Origin of the sequence: Caulobacter flavus, assembly GCF_003722335.1 — a bacterium.
In the GTDB taxonomy this organism is placed as follows: Bacteria; Pseudomonadota; Alphaproteobacteria; order Caulobacterales; family Caulobacteraceae; genus Caulobacter; species Caulobacter flavus.
In genome coordinates this window covers 3,711,936-3,730,335 of the sequence record NZ_CP026100.1, presented here as the reverse complement: position 1 = coordinate 3,730,335, position 18,400 = coordinate 3,711,936, and the positions used below count along the sequence as shown (strand labels likewise).

The 18,400-nt window shown below is 66.6% G+C and carries 20 protein-coding genes and 2 tRNA genes; 3 read left to right on the top strand and 19 right to left on the bottom strand.

The features are described from left to right. From nuoN to C1707_RS16925, 18 genes are all read right to left on the bottom strand, one after another. On the bottom strand, positions 1–1,440 hold the full coding sequence (gene nuoN / locus C1707_RS17010) for an NADH-quinone oxidoreductase subunit NuoN (RefSeq protein ID WP_101712983.1): 1,440 nt from the start codon (positions 1,438–1,440) through the stop codon (positions 1–3). A gap of 8 nt (positions 1,441–1,448) precedes the next feature. Further along, entirely contained in the window at positions 1,449–2,933 is a 1,485-nt protein-coding gene (locus tag C1707_RS17005) for an NADH-quinone oxidoreductase subunit M (protein ID WP_101712984.1), read from the bottom strand. Between the two features lie 10 nt (positions 2,934–2,943). After that, positions 2,944–5,007: an NADH-quinone oxidoreductase subunit L gene (nuoL, locus tag C1707_RS17000; protein ID WP_101712985.1), complete on the bottom strand. Its 2,064-nt coding sequence runs from the start codon at positions 5,005–5,007 to the stop codon at positions 2,944–2,946. Positions 5,008–5,011: 4 nt separating this feature from the next. Continuing rightward, positions 5,012–5,317: an NADH-quinone oxidoreductase subunit NuoK gene (gene nuoK / locus C1707_RS16995; protein ID WP_058346361.1), complete on the bottom strand. Its 306-nt coding sequence runs from the start codon at positions 5,315–5,317 to the stop codon at positions 5,012–5,014. Beyond that, the gene (locus C1707_RS16990) at positions 5,314–5,931 is read right to left on the bottom strand and encodes an NADH-quinone oxidoreductase subunit J (RefSeq protein WP_058346360.1); all 618 of its coding nucleotides are present in this window, start codon (positions 5,929–5,931) and stop codon (positions 5,314–5,316) included. The genes nuoK and C1707_RS16990 overlap by 4 nt, the downstream gene beginning before the upstream one ends. An 81-nt stretch (positions 5,932–6,012) precedes the next feature. Next, positions 6,013–6,504, bottom strand: coding sequence for an NADH-quinone oxidoreductase subunit NuoI (gene nuoI, locus C1707_RS16985; RefSeq protein ID WP_058346359.1), 492 nt, complete (start codon positions 6,502–6,504; stop codon positions 6,013–6,015). Next, positions 6,501–6,743: a hypothetical protein gene (locus C1707_RS16980; protein ID WP_101712986.1), complete on the bottom strand. Its 243-nt coding sequence runs from the start codon at positions 6,741–6,743 to the stop codon at positions 6,501–6,503. The genes nuoI and C1707_RS16980 overlap by 4 nt, the downstream gene beginning before the upstream one ends. Then, positions 6,740–7,804 (bottom strand): NADH-quinone oxidoreductase subunit NuoH, encoded by a 1,065-nt coding sequence (gene nuoH, locus C1707_RS16975; RefSeq protein ID WP_101712987.1) that lies wholly within the window; start codon positions 7,802–7,804, stop codon positions 6,740–6,742. Before nuoH ends, C1707_RS16980 begins: the two co-directional genes overlap by 4 nt. A 3-nt stretch (positions 7,805–7,807) precedes the next feature. Then, the gene (nuoG, locus tag C1707_RS16970; protein ID WP_101712988.1) at positions 7,808–9,868 is read right to left on the bottom strand and encodes an NADH-quinone oxidoreductase subunit NuoG; all 2,061 of its coding nucleotides are present in this window, start codon (positions 9,866–9,868) and stop codon (positions 7,808–7,810) included. Positions 9,869–9,873: 5 nt separating this feature from the next. Further along, entirely contained in the window at positions 9,874–11,193 is a 1,320-nt protein-coding gene (gene nuoF / locus C1707_RS16965) for an NADH-quinone oxidoreductase subunit NuoF (RefSeq protein WP_101712989.1), read from the bottom strand. 4 nt (positions 11,194–11,197) lie between these two features. Beyond that, positions 11,198–11,458: a hypothetical protein gene (locus C1707_RS16960; RefSeq protein WP_101712990.1), complete on the bottom strand. Its 261-nt coding sequence runs from the start codon at positions 11,456–11,458 to the stop codon at positions 11,198–11,200. Further along, complete coding sequence (locus C1707_RS16955) at positions 11,455–11,700, bottom strand: hypothetical protein (protein WP_101712991.1); 246 nt, start codon at positions 11,698–11,700, stop codon at positions 11,455–11,457. The genes C1707_RS16960 and C1707_RS16955 overlap by 4 nt, the downstream gene beginning before the upstream one ends. Then, on the bottom strand, positions 11,700–12,383 hold the full coding sequence (nuoE, locus tag C1707_RS16950) for an NADH-quinone oxidoreductase subunit NuoE (RefSeq protein ID WP_101712992.1): 684 nt from the start codon (positions 12,381–12,383) through the stop codon (positions 11,700–11,702). The genes C1707_RS16955 and nuoE overlap by 1 nt, the downstream gene beginning before the upstream one ends. Next, a complete protein-coding gene (locus C1707_RS16945; RefSeq protein WP_101712993.1) occupies positions 12,380–12,712 on the bottom strand; it encodes a nuclear transport factor 2 family protein in 333 nt (110 codons plus the stop codon). The genes nuoE and C1707_RS16945 overlap by 4 nt, the downstream gene beginning before the upstream one ends. Then, positions 12,709–13,959, bottom strand: coding sequence for an NADH-quinone oxidoreductase subunit D (locus tag C1707_RS16940; RefSeq protein ID WP_101712994.1), 1,251 nt, complete (start codon positions 13,957–13,959; stop codon positions 12,709–12,711). Before C1707_RS16940 ends, C1707_RS16945 begins: the two co-directional genes overlap by 4 nt. A 3-nt stretch (positions 13,960–13,962) precedes the next feature. After that, complete coding sequence (locus tag C1707_RS16935; protein WP_101712995.1) at positions 13,963–14,565, bottom strand: NADH-quinone oxidoreductase subunit C; 603 nt, start codon at positions 14,563–14,565, stop codon at positions 13,963–13,965. Further along, on the bottom strand, positions 14,562–15,167 hold the full coding sequence (locus tag C1707_RS16930) for a NuoB/complex I 20 kDa subunit family protein (protein WP_101712996.1): 606 nt from the start codon (positions 15,165–15,167) through the stop codon (positions 14,562–14,564). The genes C1707_RS16935 and C1707_RS16930 overlap by 4 nt, the downstream gene beginning before the upstream one ends. After that, positions 15,137–15,514 (bottom strand): NADH-quinone oxidoreductase subunit A, encoded by a 378-nt coding sequence (locus tag C1707_RS16925; RefSeq protein ID WP_101712997.1) that lies wholly within the window; start codon positions 15,512–15,514, stop codon positions 15,137–15,139. Before C1707_RS16925 ends, C1707_RS16930 begins: the two co-directional genes overlap by 31 nt. A 200-nt stretch (positions 15,515–15,714) precedes the next feature. Between C1707_RS16925 and C1707_RS16920 the strand changes: the two genes are divergently transcribed. The 3 genes from C1707_RS16920 to C1707_RS16910 all read left to right on the top strand — a co-directional run bounded on the left by C1707_RS16920 (position 15,715) and on the right by C1707_RS16910 (position 17,090). Beyond that, positions 15,715–15,791, top strand: a tRNA-Asp gene (locus tag C1707_RS16920). Positions 15,792–15,860: 69 nt separating this feature from the next. Then, positions 15,861–15,937, top strand: a tRNA-Asp gene (locus C1707_RS16915). 139 nt (positions 15,938–16,076) lie between these two features. Beyond that, complete coding sequence (locus C1707_RS16910) at positions 16,077–17,090, top strand: LLM class flavin-dependent oxidoreductase (RefSeq protein WP_101712998.1); 1,014 nt, start codon at positions 16,077–16,079, stop codon at positions 17,088–17,090. 12 nt (positions 17,091–17,102) lie between these two features. Here C1707_RS16910 and C1707_RS16905 read toward each other — a convergent pair whose 3' ends face one another. Then, positions 17,103–18,323, bottom strand: coding sequence for a glycosyltransferase family 4 protein (locus tag C1707_RS16905; RefSeq protein ID WP_420808281.1), 1,221 nt, complete (start codon positions 18,321–18,323; stop codon positions 17,103–17,105). Positions 18,324–18,400: the final 77 nt, after the last annotated feature.

Below are 18,400 nucleotides of genomic sequence, written 5' to 3'. Positions count from 1 at the left end.
TCAGAGGTGGCCGAAGGCGGCCGCCGCCGCCTTTGCGGCGGGGTCGAGCCAGACCAGGGCGGCAAGGACGACGGGGAACGAGAACAGGGCCGCGGCGAAGCCGATCGCGCGAGCGGTCGGTTGCGGCTTGTCCACCGCGCCAACGGGCGCGTCGAACCACATCGTCTTGATCAGACGAAGGTAGTAGAAGGCGGCCACGACGCTGCCCACCAGGCCCAGGACGGCGGCCCACTGCAGCGGCACGTCGCCCGAGCCCATGGCGGCCTTGAAGACGTAGAACTTGGCCCAGAAGCCCGAGAACGGCGGCAGGCCGAGGGCCGACAGCGAGAACGCGGTCAGGGCCAGGGCCACGCCCGGACGTTCCTTCACCAGGCCGGCCATGTCCTCGATGGTCTCCATCGGCTTGCCGTCGCGGTTCAGCGCCTGCAGGCAGGCGAAGAAGCCGGTGACGTCCACCATGTAGAGCACCATGAACACCAGCATCGAGTGGATGCCGACCTCGCCGCCGGTGGCGACGCCCAGCAGGGCGTAGCCGACGTTGGCGATCGAGGAGTAGGCCCACAGGCGCTTGAGGTTGGTCTGGGCCAGGCCCGCGAAGGCGCCGACGAACACCGACAGCAGGGCCGCGATGATCAGCACCTGGCGCCATTGGCCCACGGCGTCGGGGAAGGCGTCGCCCAGCACGCGGGCGAACATCATCATGGCGGCCAGCTTCGGCGCGGCGGCGAAGAAGCCGACGACCGGGGTCGGAGCGCCTTCGTAGACGTCCGGGGTCCACATGTGGAACGGCGCGGCCGAAACCTTGAACGCCAGGCCGCAGATCACGAAGATCAGGCCGAACAGCAGGCCCAGGCCGTGGGCGCCGTGCGAGGCGACGGCGATGTCGGCGAAGCGGGTCGAACCGGCGAAGCCGTAGATCAGCGAGGCACCGTACAGCAGGATGCCCGACGACAGGGCGCCCAGCACGAAGTACTTCAGGCCCGCTTCCGAGGCCTTGGCGTCGTCGCGGCGGAAGGCCGCCAGGACGTACAGGGCCAGCGATTGCAGCTCGACGCCGATATAGAGGCTGATCAGGTCGCCGGCCGAGGCGGTGACGCCCATGCCGACGGCCGACAATACGACCAGGACCGGGAACTCGAACTTATGGTCGCCGCGGGCGGCCAGCCAGCGGTCGCCCAGCACGATCGCCAGGGCGCTGAACAGGAAGATCGCGACCTTGGCGTAGCTGGCGGCGGCGTCGGCCGAATAGACGCCGTTGAAGGCGTGGCCGTGCGGGCCGATCACCGCCAGGACGGCGGCGGCCAGCAGCGCCAGCACCGAGGCGCCCGTGAAGACCGGCGTGGTCTTCTTGGAGAAGGCGCCCCAGACCAGCAGGACCAGGGCCGAAACGCCGAGGACCAGCTCGGGGAGGACGAGGGAGATGTTGGCGGAGAACGTCATGGGATCCCTCACCCGCCCACGGCGGCGCGCCAGGCGCCGACGAGCCCGTCGACGGACGACGCGGTCAGGTTGAACACAAGATTAGGATAGATGCCGAGCACCAGGGTCATGATGATCAGCGGCACGAAGAGCAGGATCTCGCGCTTGTCGAGGTCGGTGATCGTCTTCAGTTCCGGGTTGACGATCTCGCCGTACATGACGCGGCGGTACAGCGTCAGGGCGTACACCGCCGACAGGATCACGCCGGTGGCCGACACGATAGCCGTCCAGGTCGAGGCCTGGTAGACGCCGGTCATCGTCAGGATTTCACCGACGAAGCCCGAGGTGCCCGGCAGGCCCACATTGCCCATCGTGAACAGCAGGAACACGAAGGCGTAGTGCGGCATGCGGTTGGTCAGGCCGCCGTAGAAGGCGATCTCGCGGGTGTGCATGCGGTCGTAGACGACGCCGACGCAGAGGAAGAGCGCGCCCGAGATCACCCCGTGGCTGATCATCTGGAACAGCGCGCCCTGCTCGCCGGCGACGTTGCCCGAGAAGATGCCCATGGTCACGAAGCCCATGTGGGCCACCGACGAGTAGGCGATCAGCTTCTTGATGTCGGTCTGACGGAAGGCGACCAGCGAGGTGTAGACGATGGCGATGCCCGACATGGCGAACACCAGCGGCTGGAACATCTCCGAGGCGTTCGGGAACATCGGGATGCTGAAGCGCATGAAGCCGTAGCCGCCCATCTTCAGCAGGATGCCGGCCAGGATGACCGAACCCGCCGTCGGGGCTTCCACGTGGGCGTCGGGCAGCCAGGTGTGCACCGGCCACATCGGCATCTTCACCGCGAACGAGGCGAAGAAGGCCAGCCACAGCCAGGTCTGGATCCAGGGCGCGAACTTGTAGCTCATCAGCTCGGGGATCGACGAGGTGCCGGCGATCGAGATCATCGCCAGGATGGCCGCCAGCATCAGCACCGAGCCGAGCAGCGTGTAGAGGAAGAACTTGTAGGCCGCATAGATCCGGCGCTTGCCGCCCCAGATGCCGATGATCAGGAACATCGGCACCAGGCCCCCTTCGAAGAAGAGGTAGAACAGCACCAGGTCCAGCGCGCAGAACACGCCGATCACCAGGGTCTCCAGGACCAGGAAGGCGATCAGGTACTCGACGACGCGCTTCTCGACCGACTTCCAGCTGGCCACGATGCAGATCGGCAGCAGGAAGGCGGTCAGCAGGACCAGCAGCACCGAGATGCCGTCGATGCCCATGCGGTAGTGCAGGCCGGCGAACCAGGCGAAGTCTTCCACGAACTGGAAGCCGGGGTTCTTGGAGTCGAACTGGAAGGTGAGCACCAGCGCGAGCGCGAAGGTGACCAGGGTGGTCGCCAGGGCGATCCACTTGGACAGGGTGTCGGTGGCGGCGCCCGGGCCCTTGGCGGCGCGAGCCGCCAGGATCAGGGCCACGCCGACGAGCGGAGCGAAGGTCGTAAGGCTGAGCAGGCCGGTCATCGATCCGTCCTCAACGGAATGCGTAAAGGGCGAACGTCAGCAGGCCGGCGACGCCGAGCAGCATGACGAAAGCGTAGTGGTAGACGTAGCCGGTCTGGGCTTTGCCCGTCTTGCGGCCGACGGCGTAGGAAACGGCGCTGACGCCGTCGGGACCCAGGCGATCGATGATCTTCTGGTCCCCGCCCTTCCAGAACAGGTCGCCGAGGAACCTGGCGGCGCGCACGAAGGTGGCGTCGTACAGCTCGTCGAAGAACCACTTGTTGTAGAAGAACACGTACAGCGGGCCGTTGCGCTCGGCGAGCTTGAGGCCCAGCCGCTCGTTGCCCCGGATCAGGTAGACGTAGACCGCGATGGCCAGGCCGATCAGCGAGGCGACCAGCGGGCTCCACTTCACCCAGTCGGCCACGTTGTGCGCTTCGTGCAGCACGTGGTTGGTCGGGGCGTTGTAGATCGCGCCGCGCCAGAACTCGGCCTCGTGGTGACCCACGAAGTAGCCGGTGAAGACGAAGCCGGCGGCGACCGCGCCGATCGACAGCACCACCAGCGGGAACAGCATCACCCACGGGCTTTCGTGCGGCTTGTGATCGTGGCCGTGGCCATGGTCGTCGTGGCCGTGATCGTCGTGCGCGCCGTGCGCGTGATCGTCGTGGCCGTGAGCGGCGTGAGCGTCATGGCCGTGGTCGTCATGACCCCAGCGGGCCTTGCCGTTGAAGGTGAAGAAGGCCAGGCGCCACGAGTAGAACGAGGTCAGGCCGGCGACGAGGACGCCGATCACCCAGGCGAACATGGCGATCTGGTTGTGACCGCCCGCGGCGAACGCGGCTTCGATGATGGTGTCCTTCGAGTAGAAGCCGGCGAAGCCCAGGTGCAGCGGCGGGAAGCCGAGGCCCGTGATGGCGATCGTGCCGATCGTCATGGCGATGAAGGTCACCGGCAGCATCTTGGCCAGGGCGCCGTAGCGACGCATGTCCTGCTCGTGGTGCATGCCGTGGATCACCGAACCGGCGCCCAGGAACAGCAGAGCCTTGAAGAAGGCGTGCGTGAACAGGTGGAACATGGCCGCCTGGTAGGCGCCCACGCCGGCCGCGAAGAACATGTAGCCCAGCTGCGAGCAGGTCGAGTAGGCGATGACGCGCTTGATGTCGTTCTGGGTCAGGCCGACCGTGGCGGCGAACAGGGCCGTCACCGCGCCGATCACCGTGACGATGTTCTTGGCCACCGGGGCGTATTCGAACATCGGCGACAGCAGGCACAGCATGTAGACGCCGGCGGTCACCATGGTGGCCGCGTGGATCAGCGCCGAAACCGGGGTCGGGCCTTCCATGGCGTCCGGAAGCCAGGTGTGCAGGAAGAACTGCGCCGACTTGCCCATCGCGCCGATGAACAGCAGGAAGCAGGCGATGTCGACCAGCGGCCAGCTGTGGCCGGCGAACTGCCAGCTACGGGCGGCGCCCGCCTGGATCATCGGGAACAGCTCGGCGAAGTTGATCGTGCCGAACGCCCAGTAGACGGTCATGATGCCGAGCGCGAAGCCGAAGTCGCCAACGCGGTTGACGACGAAGGCCTTGATGGCGGCCGCGCTCGCCGATGGCTTCTTGAACCAGAAGCCGATCAGCAGGTACGAGGCCAGGCCCACGCCTTCCCAGCCGAAGAACAGCTGCATGAAGTCGGCGGCGGTGACCAGCGACAGCATGGCGAAGGTGAAGAGCGACAGGTACGCGAAGAAGCGCGGCTTGCTGTCGTCCTCGGCCATGTAGCCCCAGGAATAGATGTGCACGAGCGCCGAGACGGTCGTGACCACGATCAGCATGGTCGCCGACAGGGCGTCGATGCGGATCGCCCAGTTGGCGACGAAGTCGCCCACGTGGATGAAGGGCAGCAGCGAGACCGTGAAGGCCTCCATGTGGCCCCAGGTCCACTGGCTGAACGTGACCCACGACAGCGCGCAGGCCAGGATCAGCAGGCCCGTGGTGACGGCTTGCGAAGCGACGTTGCCGATCCGCCGGCCGAACAGGCCGGCGATGATCGCGCCCACCAGCGGGGCGAAGACGAGAATGGTGACGAGCGATTGCACTGGGTCAGCCCTTCATCATGCTGGCGTCGTCGACCGCGATGTCGCCGCGGTTCCGGAAGAAGGTCACCAGGATGGCGAGGCCGACGGCCGCCTCGGCGGCGGCCACGGTCAGCACGAACATCGCGAAGATCTGGCCCACCACGTTGTGCAGGTAGGCCGAGAAGGCGACCAGGTTGATGTTCACCGCCAGCAGGATCAGCTCGATCGACATCAGGATGACGATGATGTTCTTGCGGTTCACGAAGATCCCGAAGACGCCGATCGTGAAGAGGATGGCGGCGACGATGAGGTAATGCGGAAGGCCGATCATTCGCTGATCCCCTCGCCCGGCTTGATCTGCACGAGTTCCATTCCGGTCTTGGGCGTGCGGGCGACCTGCTTGCCGATGTCCTGGCGCTTCACGCCCGGCTTGTGACGCAGGGTCAGGACGATGGCGCCGATCATCGCGACCAGCAGCACCAGGCCCGCCGCCTGGAAGAAGAAGATGTAGTCGGTGTAGAGCACCCGGCCGATGGCCTCGGTGTTGCTGACACCGCCCGGCGACGCCAGCGGAGCGGCGTTCTTGGCGGCCGCGCCGTTGGTGGCCACGCTGACGGCGACCATGATCATCTCGATCGTCAGGATGCCGCCCACCAGACCGCCGATCGGCAGGTACTGGGCGAAGCCGTCCCGAAGCGCTTCGAAGTCGATGTCGAGCATCATGACGACGAAGAGGAACAGCACCGCGACCGCGCCCACATAGACGACGATCAGCAGCATCGCGAGGAACTCCGCGCCCAAGAGGACGAAGAGGCCGGCGGCCGAGAAGAAGGCGGTGATCAGGAAGAGCACCGAGTGCACGGGGTTCTTGGCCGAAACGACGAGAAGACCCGCCGCAATGGTCACGAACGCCAGCAAGTAGAAAGCTATCGCCTGCAAGGCCATTGGCCCAGGTGCTCCCCTGATAAGTTCAAATAACGACGACGTGCGAAGCGCACGCCGCCAACTCGGATTCGCGCCGACCGTTTAGCGGTACGGAGCGTCCAACTCCAGATTCTTCGCGATCAGCCGCTCCCAACGGTCGCCGTTGTCGAGCAGCTTTTCCTTGTCGTAGTAGAGCTCTTCGCGCGTCTCGACCGCGAACTCGATGTTCGGGCCCTCGACGATGGCGTCCACCGGGCAGGCCTCCTGGCACAGGCCGCAGTAGATGCACTTGACCATGTCGATGTCGTACCGGGTCGTGCGGCGGCTGCCGTCCTCGCGCGGTTCGGCCTCGATGGTGATGGCCTGGGCGGGGCAGATGGCCTCGCACAGCTTGCACGCGATGCAGCGCTCTTCCCCGTTGGGATAGCGGCGCAGGGCGTGCTCGCCCCGGAAGCGCGGCGACTGCGGGCCGCGCTCGTTGGGGTAGATCACGGTCTTCTTCGGCGCGACCAGATACTTCATGGCCAGGCCGAAGGCGCCCGCGAAGTCCAGCAGGGCGACGCCTTTGACGGCTTGGGTGATACGACTCATCATGGCCGCTTAACCTTCGGAATGACGCAGGTGTAGTTCGAAAGCTGGGCGGGATCTCCCCCGTCCATCTTGGCTTGCAACGATCCGCCTTCGGCCTGGCACTTGTCGCCGGCCCGACGCAGCTCGTCGTAGTTCACGATCCCTCGCCCCAGCGAATAGGAGCGGTCCTCGGCGACGGACGCGCAGGCGCCCGTCGACATCAGGACCAGCCCCGTCAGGGCCAGGACGAGCGGACGCCTCATCCCGCCACCGGCGAGAAGACGCGCCAGGCGGCCACCAGCACGACCAGCACCAGCGACATCGGCAGGAACACCTTCCAGCCCAGGCGCATCAGTTGGTCGTAGCGGTAGCGGGGCACGATGGCCTTGGCCATGGCGAACATGAAGAACCAGAAGCAGATCTTGGCGTAGAACACCAAGGCCAGCAGCAGGTTGGCCGCGAACGTCGGCCAGGTGGCCATGAAGTCCGTCGGGAAGCCGGGGTTCCAGCCGCCGAAGAACAGCACGTTGATCATGGCGCACATCAGGACGATGTTCGAGTACTCGGCGACCATGAACAGCAGGTACGGGGTCGAGGAATACTCGACCTGATAGCCGGCCACGAGTTCGGATTCAGCTTCGGGAAGGTCGAACGGGGGCCGGTTCGTCTCGGCCAGGGCCGAGATGTAGAACATGCCCATGGCGATCACCATGACCGGCAGCAGGACGATGTTCTTGAGGCCGCCGCCGAAGACGTTCCAGTTCCAGATCCAGCCCGACTGGTGCTCGACGATGGTCGACAGGTTCATCGAGCCGGCCAGCAGGATCACCGTGATGATGATCAGGCCGATCGAGACTTCGTACGACACCATCTGAGCCGCCGAACGCAGCGCGCCCAGGAAGGGGTACTTCGAGTTCGAAGCCCAGCCGCCCATGATGATGCCGTAGACGCCCAGCGAGCTCATCGCCAGCAGGTAGAGGATGCCGACGTTCAGGTTGGAGACGACCCAGCCCGGCGCGAACGGCACCACGGCCCAGCCGATGAAGCCCAGGATCAGGCTGATCAGCGGGGCCAGCAGGAAGATCGCCTTGTCGGCGCCGGCCGGGATGACGATTTCCTTCAGCACGAACTTGCCGAAGTCGGCGAACGACTGAAGCAGGCCGAAGGGGCCGACGACGTTGGGGCCCTTGCGCATCTGGACGCCGGCCCAGATCTTGCGGTCGGCCAGCAGAAGGAAGGCCAGGCTCAGCAGAACCCAGATCACGACCAGCAGGATGCCGCCGAGCGTGAGGCCGAACCAGAGAAGCGGATTGATCTCGTTCACGGCTTACTCCGCGGCGATCTTGGAGGCGGCCGAGACGTTGGCCGCGCACTCGGCCATGGTCACGCTGGCGCGCGCGATGGGATTGGTCAGGTGGAAGGCCTTCACCGGGCTCTCGAACGGAGCGTCGGTCGCCTCCCCTTCCCCGCCGACGGCGGCGAGGTCGAACACGGCAGGAACCGAGCCCGGGGCGAAGTCGATCTGGCCGAAGGTCGGGTGATCGGCGAACAGCTTGGCGCGCAGCTGGTCCAGGCTGTCGTACGGCAGCTTGTGGCCCAGGGTTTCCGACAGCGCCCGCAGGATCGACCAGTCTTCCTTGGCCTCGCCCTTCGGGAACACGGCCCGCTTGCCCATCTGCACCCGGCCCTCGGTGTTCACGTACAGGCCGTTCTTTTCGGTGTAGGCGGCGCCCGGCAGGATGACGTCGGCCTTGTGGGCGCCGGCGTCGCCGTGGGTGCCGAGGTAGATCTTGAAGGCGTCGCTGGCGGCGCTTTCGCACTCGTCGGCGCCCAGCAGGAACAGCACGTCCAGCGCGCCCGGCTTCAGCATGTCGGTCGCCGAAAGACCACCTTGCGCCGGGACGAAGCCCAGGTCGAGGCCGGCCACGCGGGCGGCGGCGGTGTGCAGCACGTTCCAGCCGTTCCAGCCTTCACGCACGACCTTGAAGGTCTTGGCCAGGCCCGCGGCGGCCTTGAGGATCGCCGCGCCGTCGGCGCGGGCCAGCGCACCCTGGCCGATGATGATCGCGGGACGCTCGGCGGCCTTGAAGGCGGCGACGAAGTCGTTCTTGGCCTTGGCCAGGCCCGACAGCGTCTTGGCGCCGGCGCCGAGGTAGTCGTAGTCGAACGTCAGGTCGGCCTGTTCGCCGATGACGCCGAAGCGGGTCTTGCCGGCGATCCACTGCTTGCGGAAGCGGGCGTTGAGGACCGGAGCCTCGAGGCGCGGGTTCGTGCCCACGAACAGGACGACGTCGGCGTCTTCGATGCCGGCGATGGTCGAGTTGAACAGCCAGCTCTCGCGCGGGCCCGCGCCCAGGGCGACGCCGTCCTGGCGGGCGTCGAGGTTCTTCACGCCCAGGGCGGTGAAGAGGTCCTTGGTCGCCTTCAGGCTCTCGGCGTCCTGCAGGTCGCCGGCGATGACGCCGATGCGCTCAGGCGCGGTGGCCTTGATCTTGGCCGAGACGGCGGCGAAAGCCTCCGCCCAAGTGGCCGGCTTCAGCTTGCCGTCGACGCGGACGTACGGACGGTCCAGGCGCTGGCGCTGCAGGCCGTCGACGGCGTAACGGGTCTTGTCCGAGATCCACTCTTCGTTGACGTCCTCGTTGATGCGCGGCAGCACGCGCAGCACGGCGTTGGCGCGACCGTCGACGCGGATCGACGAGCCGAGCGCATCCATGACGTCGATGCTTTCGGTCTTCTTCAGTTCCCACGGACGGGCTTCGAAGGCGTACGGCTTGGAGGTCAGGGCGCCGACCGGGCACAAATCGATGACGTTGGCCGACAGTTCCGAGGTCACCGCGGCGCCCAGATAGGTCGTGATCTCGACGTCTTCGCCGCGCGAGATCAGGCCGATCTCCGGCGAGCCGGCGACTTCGGTGATGAAGCGGACGCAGCGCGTGCACTGGATGCAGCGCGTCATCACGGTCTTGATGAGCGGGCCCATGGCCTTTTCTTCGACCGCGCGCTTGTTCTCGTCGTAGCGGCTGTCGTCACGGCCGTAGCCGACCGCCTGGTCCTGCAGGTCGCACTCGCCGCCCTGGTCGCAGATCGGGCAGTCCAGCGGGTGGTTGATGAGCAGGAACTCCATCACACCTTCGCGGGCCTTCTTGACCATCGGGGTGTTGGTGAAGATCTCCTGGCCCTCGGCGGCCGGCAGGGCGCACGAAGCCTGCGGCTTCGGCGGGCCGGGTTTGACCTCGACCAGGCACATGCGGCAGTTGCCGGCGATGCTCAGACGCTCGTGATAGCAGAAGCGCGGGATCTCTTCCCCAGCCAGTTCCGCCACCTGCAGAACCGTCATGCCGGGTTCGAACTCGACCTCGACGCCGTTGACCTTGGCGATTGCCATTCTCGTTACTCCGCCGCGATCAGCTTGGCGCCCTGCACGTGCAGGCGACCGCTACGATAGGAAGCGATCCGCTCTTCGACCTCGTGGCGGAAGTGGCGGAACAGGCCCTGGATCGGCCAGGCGGCCGCGTCGCCCAGGGCGCAGATGGTGTGACCCTCGACTTGGGTCGTGACGTCCAGAAGGGTGTCGATTTCCTTCGGATCGGCTTCGCCGCTGGCCATGCGTTCCATGACCCGCCACATCCAGCCGGTGCCTTCGCGGCACGGCGTGCATTGGCCGCAGCTCTCGTGCTTGTAGAAGTACGACAGGCGAGCGATGGCGCGGACCAGGTCGGTGGACTTGTCCATGACGATGACGGCGGCGGTGCCCAGGCCCGACTTCAGGTTACGCAGGGCGTCGAAGTCCATCGGCAGGTCTTCGCACTGCTCGGCCGGGATCATCGGAACCGACGAACCGCCCGGGATGACGGCCTTGAGATTGCCCCAGCCGCCGCGGATGCCGCCGCAGTGGTCTTCCATCAGCTGACGGAAGGGGATGCTCATGGCTTCTTCGACGTTGCAGGGCAGGTTCACGTGGCCCGAGACGCAGAAGAGCTTGGTGCCGGCGTTGTTCTGGCGGCCAAAGCCGGCGAACCACGAGGCGCCGCGGCGCAGGATGGTGCCGGCGACGGCGATGCTCTCGACGTTGTTGACCGTGGTCGGCATGCCGTAGAGGCCCGCGCCGGCCGGGAACGGCGGCTTCAGGCGCGGCTGGCCCTTCTTGCCTTCCAGGCTTTCCAGCAGGGCCGTCTCTTCGCCGCAGATATAGGCGCCGGCGCCGTGGTGGACGTAGATGTCGAAGTCCCAGCCGTGGATGTTGTCCTTGCCGACCAGCTTGGCCTCGTAGGCCTGCTTGATCGCGGCTTCCAGGCGCTCGCGCTCGAAGACGTACTCGCCGCGGATGTAGATGTAGCAGGCGTGGGCCAGCATGGCGCGCGAGGCGATCAGGCAGCCTTCGATCAGGAGGTGCGGGTCATGCCGCATGATCTCCCGGTCCTTGCAGGTGCCCGGCTCGGACTCGTCGGCGTTGACGACGAGATAGTGCGGACGGCCTTCCTTCACTTCCTTGGGCATGAAGGACCACTTCAGACCGGTCGAGAAACCAGCGCCGCCCCGGCCTCGCAGACCGGAGTTCTTCATGTTCTCGATGATCCAGTCGCGCCCGGCGTCCAGAATATCCTTGGTGCCGTTCCAGCAACCGCGCGCCTTCGCACCTTCCAGACCCCAGTCCTGGAGCCCGTAAAGGTTGGTGAAGATGCGATCCTTGTCTTCGAGGATACCGACCATGACTCTAGCTTTGCGGATCGAATGGATGGGTGCGGACATAGCGCGTCCGCCGGACGATGACATAGGCGAAAAGCAGCCAACCGGCGCCGATCACCAAAAGACCTGTGGGCGTAGCCCAGGCTGGCGCGCCGGGGACCTCCCGGCCCCAGATCAGCAGCAGCACCCCGGCCAGGCAGGCCACGAAGCCCACGGCTCTTTCCTTGCGGTAGAGCCCCCGGATCGTGGCCACGTAGGCCCGCCGCTTGTCGGCGAGGTCGTCGCTCATGGCGCCCTCCCCGCCTGCGGTTCGGATCCGGCTTCGGGCTTGGTGGCCTTCAGCCACCCGACCACGAACCAGATCTGGGCGCCCAGCCCGGCGACGATGGCCAGGACGAACACCGGCAGAAGCCAGGACACGCCGAAGGCCACGTGGCCGACGATCGCCGCGCCGGCCAGCAGGAAGCACACGACGTCGATGGCGATCATCGTCGTGAAGCGCTTCTTCTGTTGGACGGCCACGTCGGTCATCAGGCGGCGGGCTCCGCCTTGGTCTTTTTCGGCGCTTCGGGCAGGTTCGGGATCTTGATCTTCTTGGCCGCCGAGCCGTCGTACAGCTTGGGATCGGTCAGGGTCTGGATCTTGTCCTTCGGCTCCGAGGACTTACGGCCCTCGTAGCTGCCCGGCTGCGGGGCCTTGCCCGCGGCGAAGTCGTCGAGGATCTGGGCCAGGCTCTCCGGCGTCAGGTCTTCGTAGTAGTAGTCGTTGATGGCCGCCATCGGGGCGTTGCAGCAGGCGCCGAGGCACTCGACCTCTTCCCAGCTGAACTTGCCGTCGGCCGACACGCTGTGGGCCGGGCCGATCTTCTTTTCCAGCACCGAGCGCAGGTCGAGCGCACCGCGCAGCTGGCACGGCGTGGTGCCGCACAGCTGCACGAAGGCGGTCTTACCCACCGGGGCCAGCTGGAACATCACGTAGAAGGTGGCCACTTCCAGCACGCGGATGACCGGCATCTCGAGCTGGCGCGCGATCTCCTGGATCGCGGGCTCCTGCACCCAGCCTTCCTGCTTCTGGGCCAGCCACAGCATCGGGATCACCGCCGACTGCTTGCGGGCGGCGGGGTACTTGGCTTTCCACCAGTCGGCCTTGGCCTGGCTTTCGGCCGAGAAGGCGAAGCTGGCGGGCTGTTCCTTGGCGAGACGACGGACGCTCATCGTGCGAAATCCACGCGGACGATCTTGTCGCCCTTGAAGGTGTAGATGGCGGCGACCTGGAAAGGCGCGTCGCCGTTGCCGCGGTCGACGTGCTCGTGATCGATCACGTTCGAGCCGACCACGATGCGGTTCAGCAGCTTCGCCTGGTTCTTGGGGAACTCGGCGAAGGTCTTGGCGTAGAAGGCGCGGTAGGCCTCGATGCCCGTGCGCGCCACGTCGCCGTTCAGGCCGGCGACGACCACGTCGTCGGCGAAGTGGGCGCAGTGAGCGTCCAGATCCTGGGCGTTGTAGGCGTCGAGCTGAGCCTGGGCGATGCTCTCGAGGCTCATCGGTCGACCTCGCCGAACACGATGTCGAGCGAGCCCAGGATGGCCGAAACGTCAGCCAGCTGGTGGCCGCGGTTCATCCAGTCCATGGCGGCCAGGTGCGAGAAGCCCGGAGCCTTGATCTTGCAGCGATACGGCTTGTTGGTGCCGTTGCTGACGACGTAGACGCCGAACTCGCCCTTGGGGGCTTCGACAGCCGCGTAGACCTCGCCTTCCGGCGTCTTGAAGCCCTCGGTGTAGAGCTTGAAGTGGTGGATTAGGGCTTCCATCGAGCGCTTCATCTCGGCGCGACGCGGCGGGCTGACCTTGTTGTCCTCGCTGAGCACGGGGCCCGGCGTGGCGCGCAGCATGGCCACGGCCTGCAGGATGATCTTGGTGCTCTCGCGCATTTCCTGCATGCGGCACAGATAGCGATCGTAGCAGTCGCCGTTCTTGCCGAGCGGGATGTCGAACTCGAACTCGTTGTAGTTCTCGTACGGCTGGTTGCGGCGCAGATCCCAGGCGATGCCCGAACCGCGCACCATCACGCCCGAGAAACCCCAGGCCCAGGCGTCTTCCTTGGTCACGACGCCAATGTCGACGTTGCGCTGCTTGAAGATGCGGTTGTCGGTGATCAGACCTTCGATGTCGTCGCAGATCTTGGGGAAAGCCTTCGCCCAGGTCTCGATGTCGTCGATCAGGCTGGGGGTCAGGTCCTGGTGGACGCCGCCCGGACGGAAGTAGTTGGCGTGCAGGCGAGCGCCGCAGGCGCGCTCGTAGAACACCATCAGCTTCTCGCGCTCCTCGAAGCCCCAGAGCGGCGGCGTCAGGGCGCCGACGTCCATGGCCTGGGTCGTCACATTCAGCAGGTGGTTCAGGATGCGGCCGATCTCGCAGAACAACACGCGCACAATCTGGCCGCGCTTGGGCACTTCCACGCCCAGCAGCTTCTCGATGGCCAGGCAGAACGCATGTTCCTGGTTCATCGGCGCCACGTAGTCGAGGCGGTCGAAGTACGGGATGTTCTGCAGGTAGGTGCGCGCTTCCATCAGCTTCTCGGTGCCGCGGTGCAGCAGGCCGATGTGCGGATCGACGCGCTCGACGATTTCACCGTCGAGTTCCAGCACCAGGCGCAGCACGCCGTGGGCGGCCGGGTGCTGGGGGCCGAAGTTGATGTTGAACTTGCGGACCGGGGTCTCCGGGATCGCCGGAACCGTCGGTTCGTCGCGGAAGAAGTCGGTCGCCGCGGCGGGCGCGTTCGTGCCAGTCATGACTTAAGCCTTCTCCGCCTTCTCGTCGCCCGGCAGGGCGTACTTGGCGCCCTCCCACGGAGAGAGGAAGTCGAATGCGCGGTACTCGGTGATCTTCACGGGTTCGTAGACGACGCGCTTGAGCTCGTCGTCGTAGCGGACCTCGACATAGCCCGTCATCGGGAAGTCTTTCCGCAGCGGATGGCCGTGGAAGCCGTAGTCCGTCAGGATGCGGCGCAGGTCGGGGTGGCCTTCGAAGAACACGCCATACATGTCGAACACTTCGCGCTCGAACCAGTCGGCGACCGGGAACACGGGCGTGGCGCTCGACACCGGGGTGTCTTCGTCGGTCTGCACCTTCACGCGGACGCGGACGTTCTTCACCATCGACAGCAGGTGGTAGACCACGTCGAAGCGCGCGGCGCGCTCGGGGTAGTCGACCGCCGTCAGGTCCACCAGCTGGTGGAAGCGGTAGTCGGGGTGGTCGCGCAGGTAAGTCAGCAGCTCGACCACGCGGTTGGCCGAACCCAGCAGGTTCAGCTCGCCGAACGCCACGTTGTACGAGGCGATCGCGCCGGCCGAGTTGGCGACGATCGCCTGGCCGAGGGCTTCGAGGTCTTGGCTCATCGCTCGATGGTCCCCGTGCGACGGATCTTCTTCTGGAGCTGCAGCACGCCGTAGACCAGCGCTTCGGCCGTCGGCGGGCAGCCCGGCACGTAGATGTCGATCGGCACGACGCGGTCGCAGCCGCGAACGACGCTGTAGCTGTAATAGTAGTAGCCGCCGCCGTTGGCGCAGCTGCCCATCGAGATGACGTAGCGGGGCTCGGGCATCTGGTCGTAGACCTTGCGCAGAGCCGGGGCCATCTTGTTGGTCAGCGTGCCGGCGACGATCATCACGTCCGACTGACGCGGGCTGGCGCGCGGCGCGAAGCCGTAGCGCTCCAGGTCGTAGCGCGGCATGGCCGAGTGCATCATCTCGACGGCGCAGCAGGCCAGGCCGAACGTCATCCACATCAGCGAGCCGGTGCGGGCCCAGGTGATGAGGTCGTCGGCGGCGGCCGTAATGAAGCCCTTGTCGGCCAGCTGCTGGGAGACGCCGTCGAAGAAGGCGTCGTGCAGCTTGGGGTCATAGCCCTGCACGGTCGAGCGGCCAGCGGCGCCGGCCGGAACGACAGGCGAGCTGTTGGCGGGAACGATCACTCCCATTCGAGGGCGCCCTTCTTCCATTCGTAGATAAAGCCGACGGTCAGAACGCCCAGGAAGGCCAGCATGGACCAGAAGGCGTATTGAGCCACGTCAGGCGGCAACTTCAGCAGCGTGACGGCCCACGGGAACAGGAACGCCACTTCGAGGTCGAAGATGATGAAGAGGATCGACACCAGATAGAACCGGACGTCGAACTTCATGCGCGCGTCGTCGAAGGCGTTGAAGCCGCATTCGTATGCGGACAGCTTTTCCGGGTCCGGCGCCTTGGGCGCGAGCACGGCGGCAGCCAACATGAAGACGATGCCGATAACAGCCGCAATCCCGAGGAAGATCACGATCGGCAGGTACTGGAGAAGGAAGGCGTTCATGACAGCCCTTGGCTTGAATCGGCCGCGTTGTAGCCCAGTGTTTCCCCCGCTTCAAACGCCCGGGCCACATTGAGAAACGATCGCAACTGCAAGCCATCCACAGGTTCTGCGACATGGCCGTTGACACGAGTCCCGGCCCGACATATCAGACGCCCCTCGCCGCACGGCGGGTCGCACTTCCGCCTCGGCGGACAGCAAATGCGGATGTAGCTCAGTTGGTTAGAGCGCCGGCCTGTCACGCCGGAGGTCGCGGGTTCGAGCCCCGTCATTCGCGCCACCTTCTTCTCGAAGGTAGCGATCCGAGGTAAAAGCGAGCGCTTCGTAAGGGTTTCGGCCTTTACGCGACGCGGATGTAGCTCAGTTGGTTAGAGCGCCGGCCTGTCACGCCGGAGGTCGCGGGTTCGAGCCCCGTCATTCGCGCCACTTTCCCCCTCCCCCACTTTTTCGAATTGCCCGTTTAAACGCCGAGCGCTGCCGTTCGCGTGCGCGCTCGCGGCGACGACTGCGACAAATTGTGTCGCCGGGCGGTTGTTACCGACCGGTCGCATCCCATGTAGCGGACATGACCCAGTCCGCCGATCTCCCATTTTCCGTCCTCGATCTGTCGCCGGTTCCTCAAGGAACAACGGTCAGTAAAGCGCTCGCCAATACTTTGGACCTCGCGCGTCACGCCGAGTCGCTAGGTTTCCACAGATATTGGCTGGCCGAGCACCACAACATGCCCGGTATCGCCAGCGCCGCCACAACCGTGGTCATTGGTCACGTGGCCGCGGGGACCTCGAAAATCCGAGTCGGCTCGGGCGGAATCATGCTGCCCAACCATGCGCCGCTGATGATCGCCGAGGCCTTCGGCACGCTCGCGGCCCTGCATCCCGGCAGAATCGACCTTGGCCTCGGCCGCGCTCCGGGCACGGACCAGGCCACGATGCGCGCCCTGCGCCGCTATGCGGGCTCGGTCGACCGCTTCGCCGAGGACGTCGTCGAGCTGCAGCACTGGTTCAAGCCGGCCGAACCCGACCAGGCGGTGCGGGCGGTTCCGGGCGAAGGCCAGGACGTGCCGCTGTGGCTGCTGGGCTCCAGCACCTACGGCGCGCAGCTGGCCGCGGCGCTGGGCCTGCCCTACGCCTTCGCCGCCCACTTCGCGCCCGAACAGCTCATGCAGGCCGTCGAGGTCTATCGCCGCGGCTTCCGCCCCTCGGCCCAGCTCGACAAGCCCTACTTCATGATCTGCATCGGCGTGTGCGCGGCCGACACCGACGAGGAGGCCCAGCGCCTGCACACCTCGACCCAGCAGCAGTTCCTGGCCCTGCGCCGGGGCAATCCCGGCCTCCTGCCGCCGCCGGTCGACGACATCACGGCCCTCGCCTCGCCCGCCGAACTGGCCGGCGTCAACAACACCTTCCGCTATTCGGCGATCGGCTCGCCGCGCACCGTGTCCGACAGGCTGCGGGCGGTGATCGAGGCCACCGGCGCCGACGAGGTGATGGCCGCTTCGCAGATCCACGACCATGCCGCGCGGCTGCGCAGCTACGAGATCCTGGCCGGCCTTCGCGACGATCTGCGCAAGGCCGCCTGAGTCTCTTCTTCTCTAGTGCGAGGCGGCCGCCATGGCCGCTTCGCCGAGAAAGGCCCGCGAGCCGCTGAGGCGGCCGTAGATTCCGGTCAGGCGCTCGAACACAGGCGTCCAGCCGTGGCGGGTCTCCGCCCGCAGGCGCGCCGCGTGGCCGAGGGCGACCATGTCGCGGGCGAACAGCGCCTCGATCGCCTCGGCGAACACCCCGCCTTCCGACGCCTGGGCCAGCACCCCGACCTGCTCGTCGACGCTTTCGGCGACCCCGCCGGCGGCGACGCCGACCACCGGCAGGCCGCAGGCCATCGCTTCCAGCACGATCAGGCCGAACGGTTCGTTGTCGTTGGCGTGGACGAAGGCGTCGCAGCCGGCCAGCACGGCGGCCAGCGCCTCGGGATCGCGCTGATAGTCCATGCAGATCACGCGATCGCTGGCCCGCGCCCCCGCTCCGGCGCCGATCAGCAGCAGCACATAGGGCTCGCCCAGCCGCTCGACCGCGTCGACCAGCACGTCGAGTTTCTTTTCCCGGGCCGGGCGGCCGGCGAAGACCAGGATCCGGTGGCGGTCGGTCAGGCCCAGGCGACGACGCAGGGCCGCGCGATCGCCGCGCGCCGGGTGGAAGGTGTCGACGTCGACGCCCAGCGGCAGGCCGATGGCGTCCCGAACGCCCGCCTCGATCAGCCGGCCGGCGATGAAGTGGCTGGGCGCCACGGCCTGGTCGAACTGGCGATAGATCGCCGCCCAGCGCTTCTGGACCGGCTTTTCCGCCCATTCTCCGATGTGCAGCGCCGCCAGGGCGCCCAGGTCGGTGTGGCAGAATCCGACGACCGGCACGCCCAGGGCGTCGCCCGCCTTCAGCGCCGCCAGGCCCGGCGTGTAGGGATCGCCGGCCTCGATGACGTCGGGCCGCTGGCGGATCAGCCGCTCCATCCAGCTGGTCTTGCCGATCGGCCAGCGATAGCCGTCCCCGAACGGCAGCGGCGCGGCGTAGATCGACACTCGGCCGTGGCCGTCGTGAGCGTCGCGCGGCCCCGGGACCACCAGGGTGTGGCGCACGCCGGGGCGATTCTCCGCTAGCCAGGCGCGCTTGGCGTTCAGATAGCGCCGCACGCCGCCGCTGCGCGGGGCGTAGAGCATCGTCGTATCGATGAGACGGACGGGCCGCCCTGGGTTTGATCGATTCTGGTCCTGCGGCGCGCCGGCCTCCGGGCTCGGCGGGGAAGTGAGCAGAAGATCGATCACGCCGTACCTCGCTACTGCAGAGGGAGCCGTCTTACGCGGCCGCCAAGCGATAAGGTGCTCGAGCGCCGGGAGGT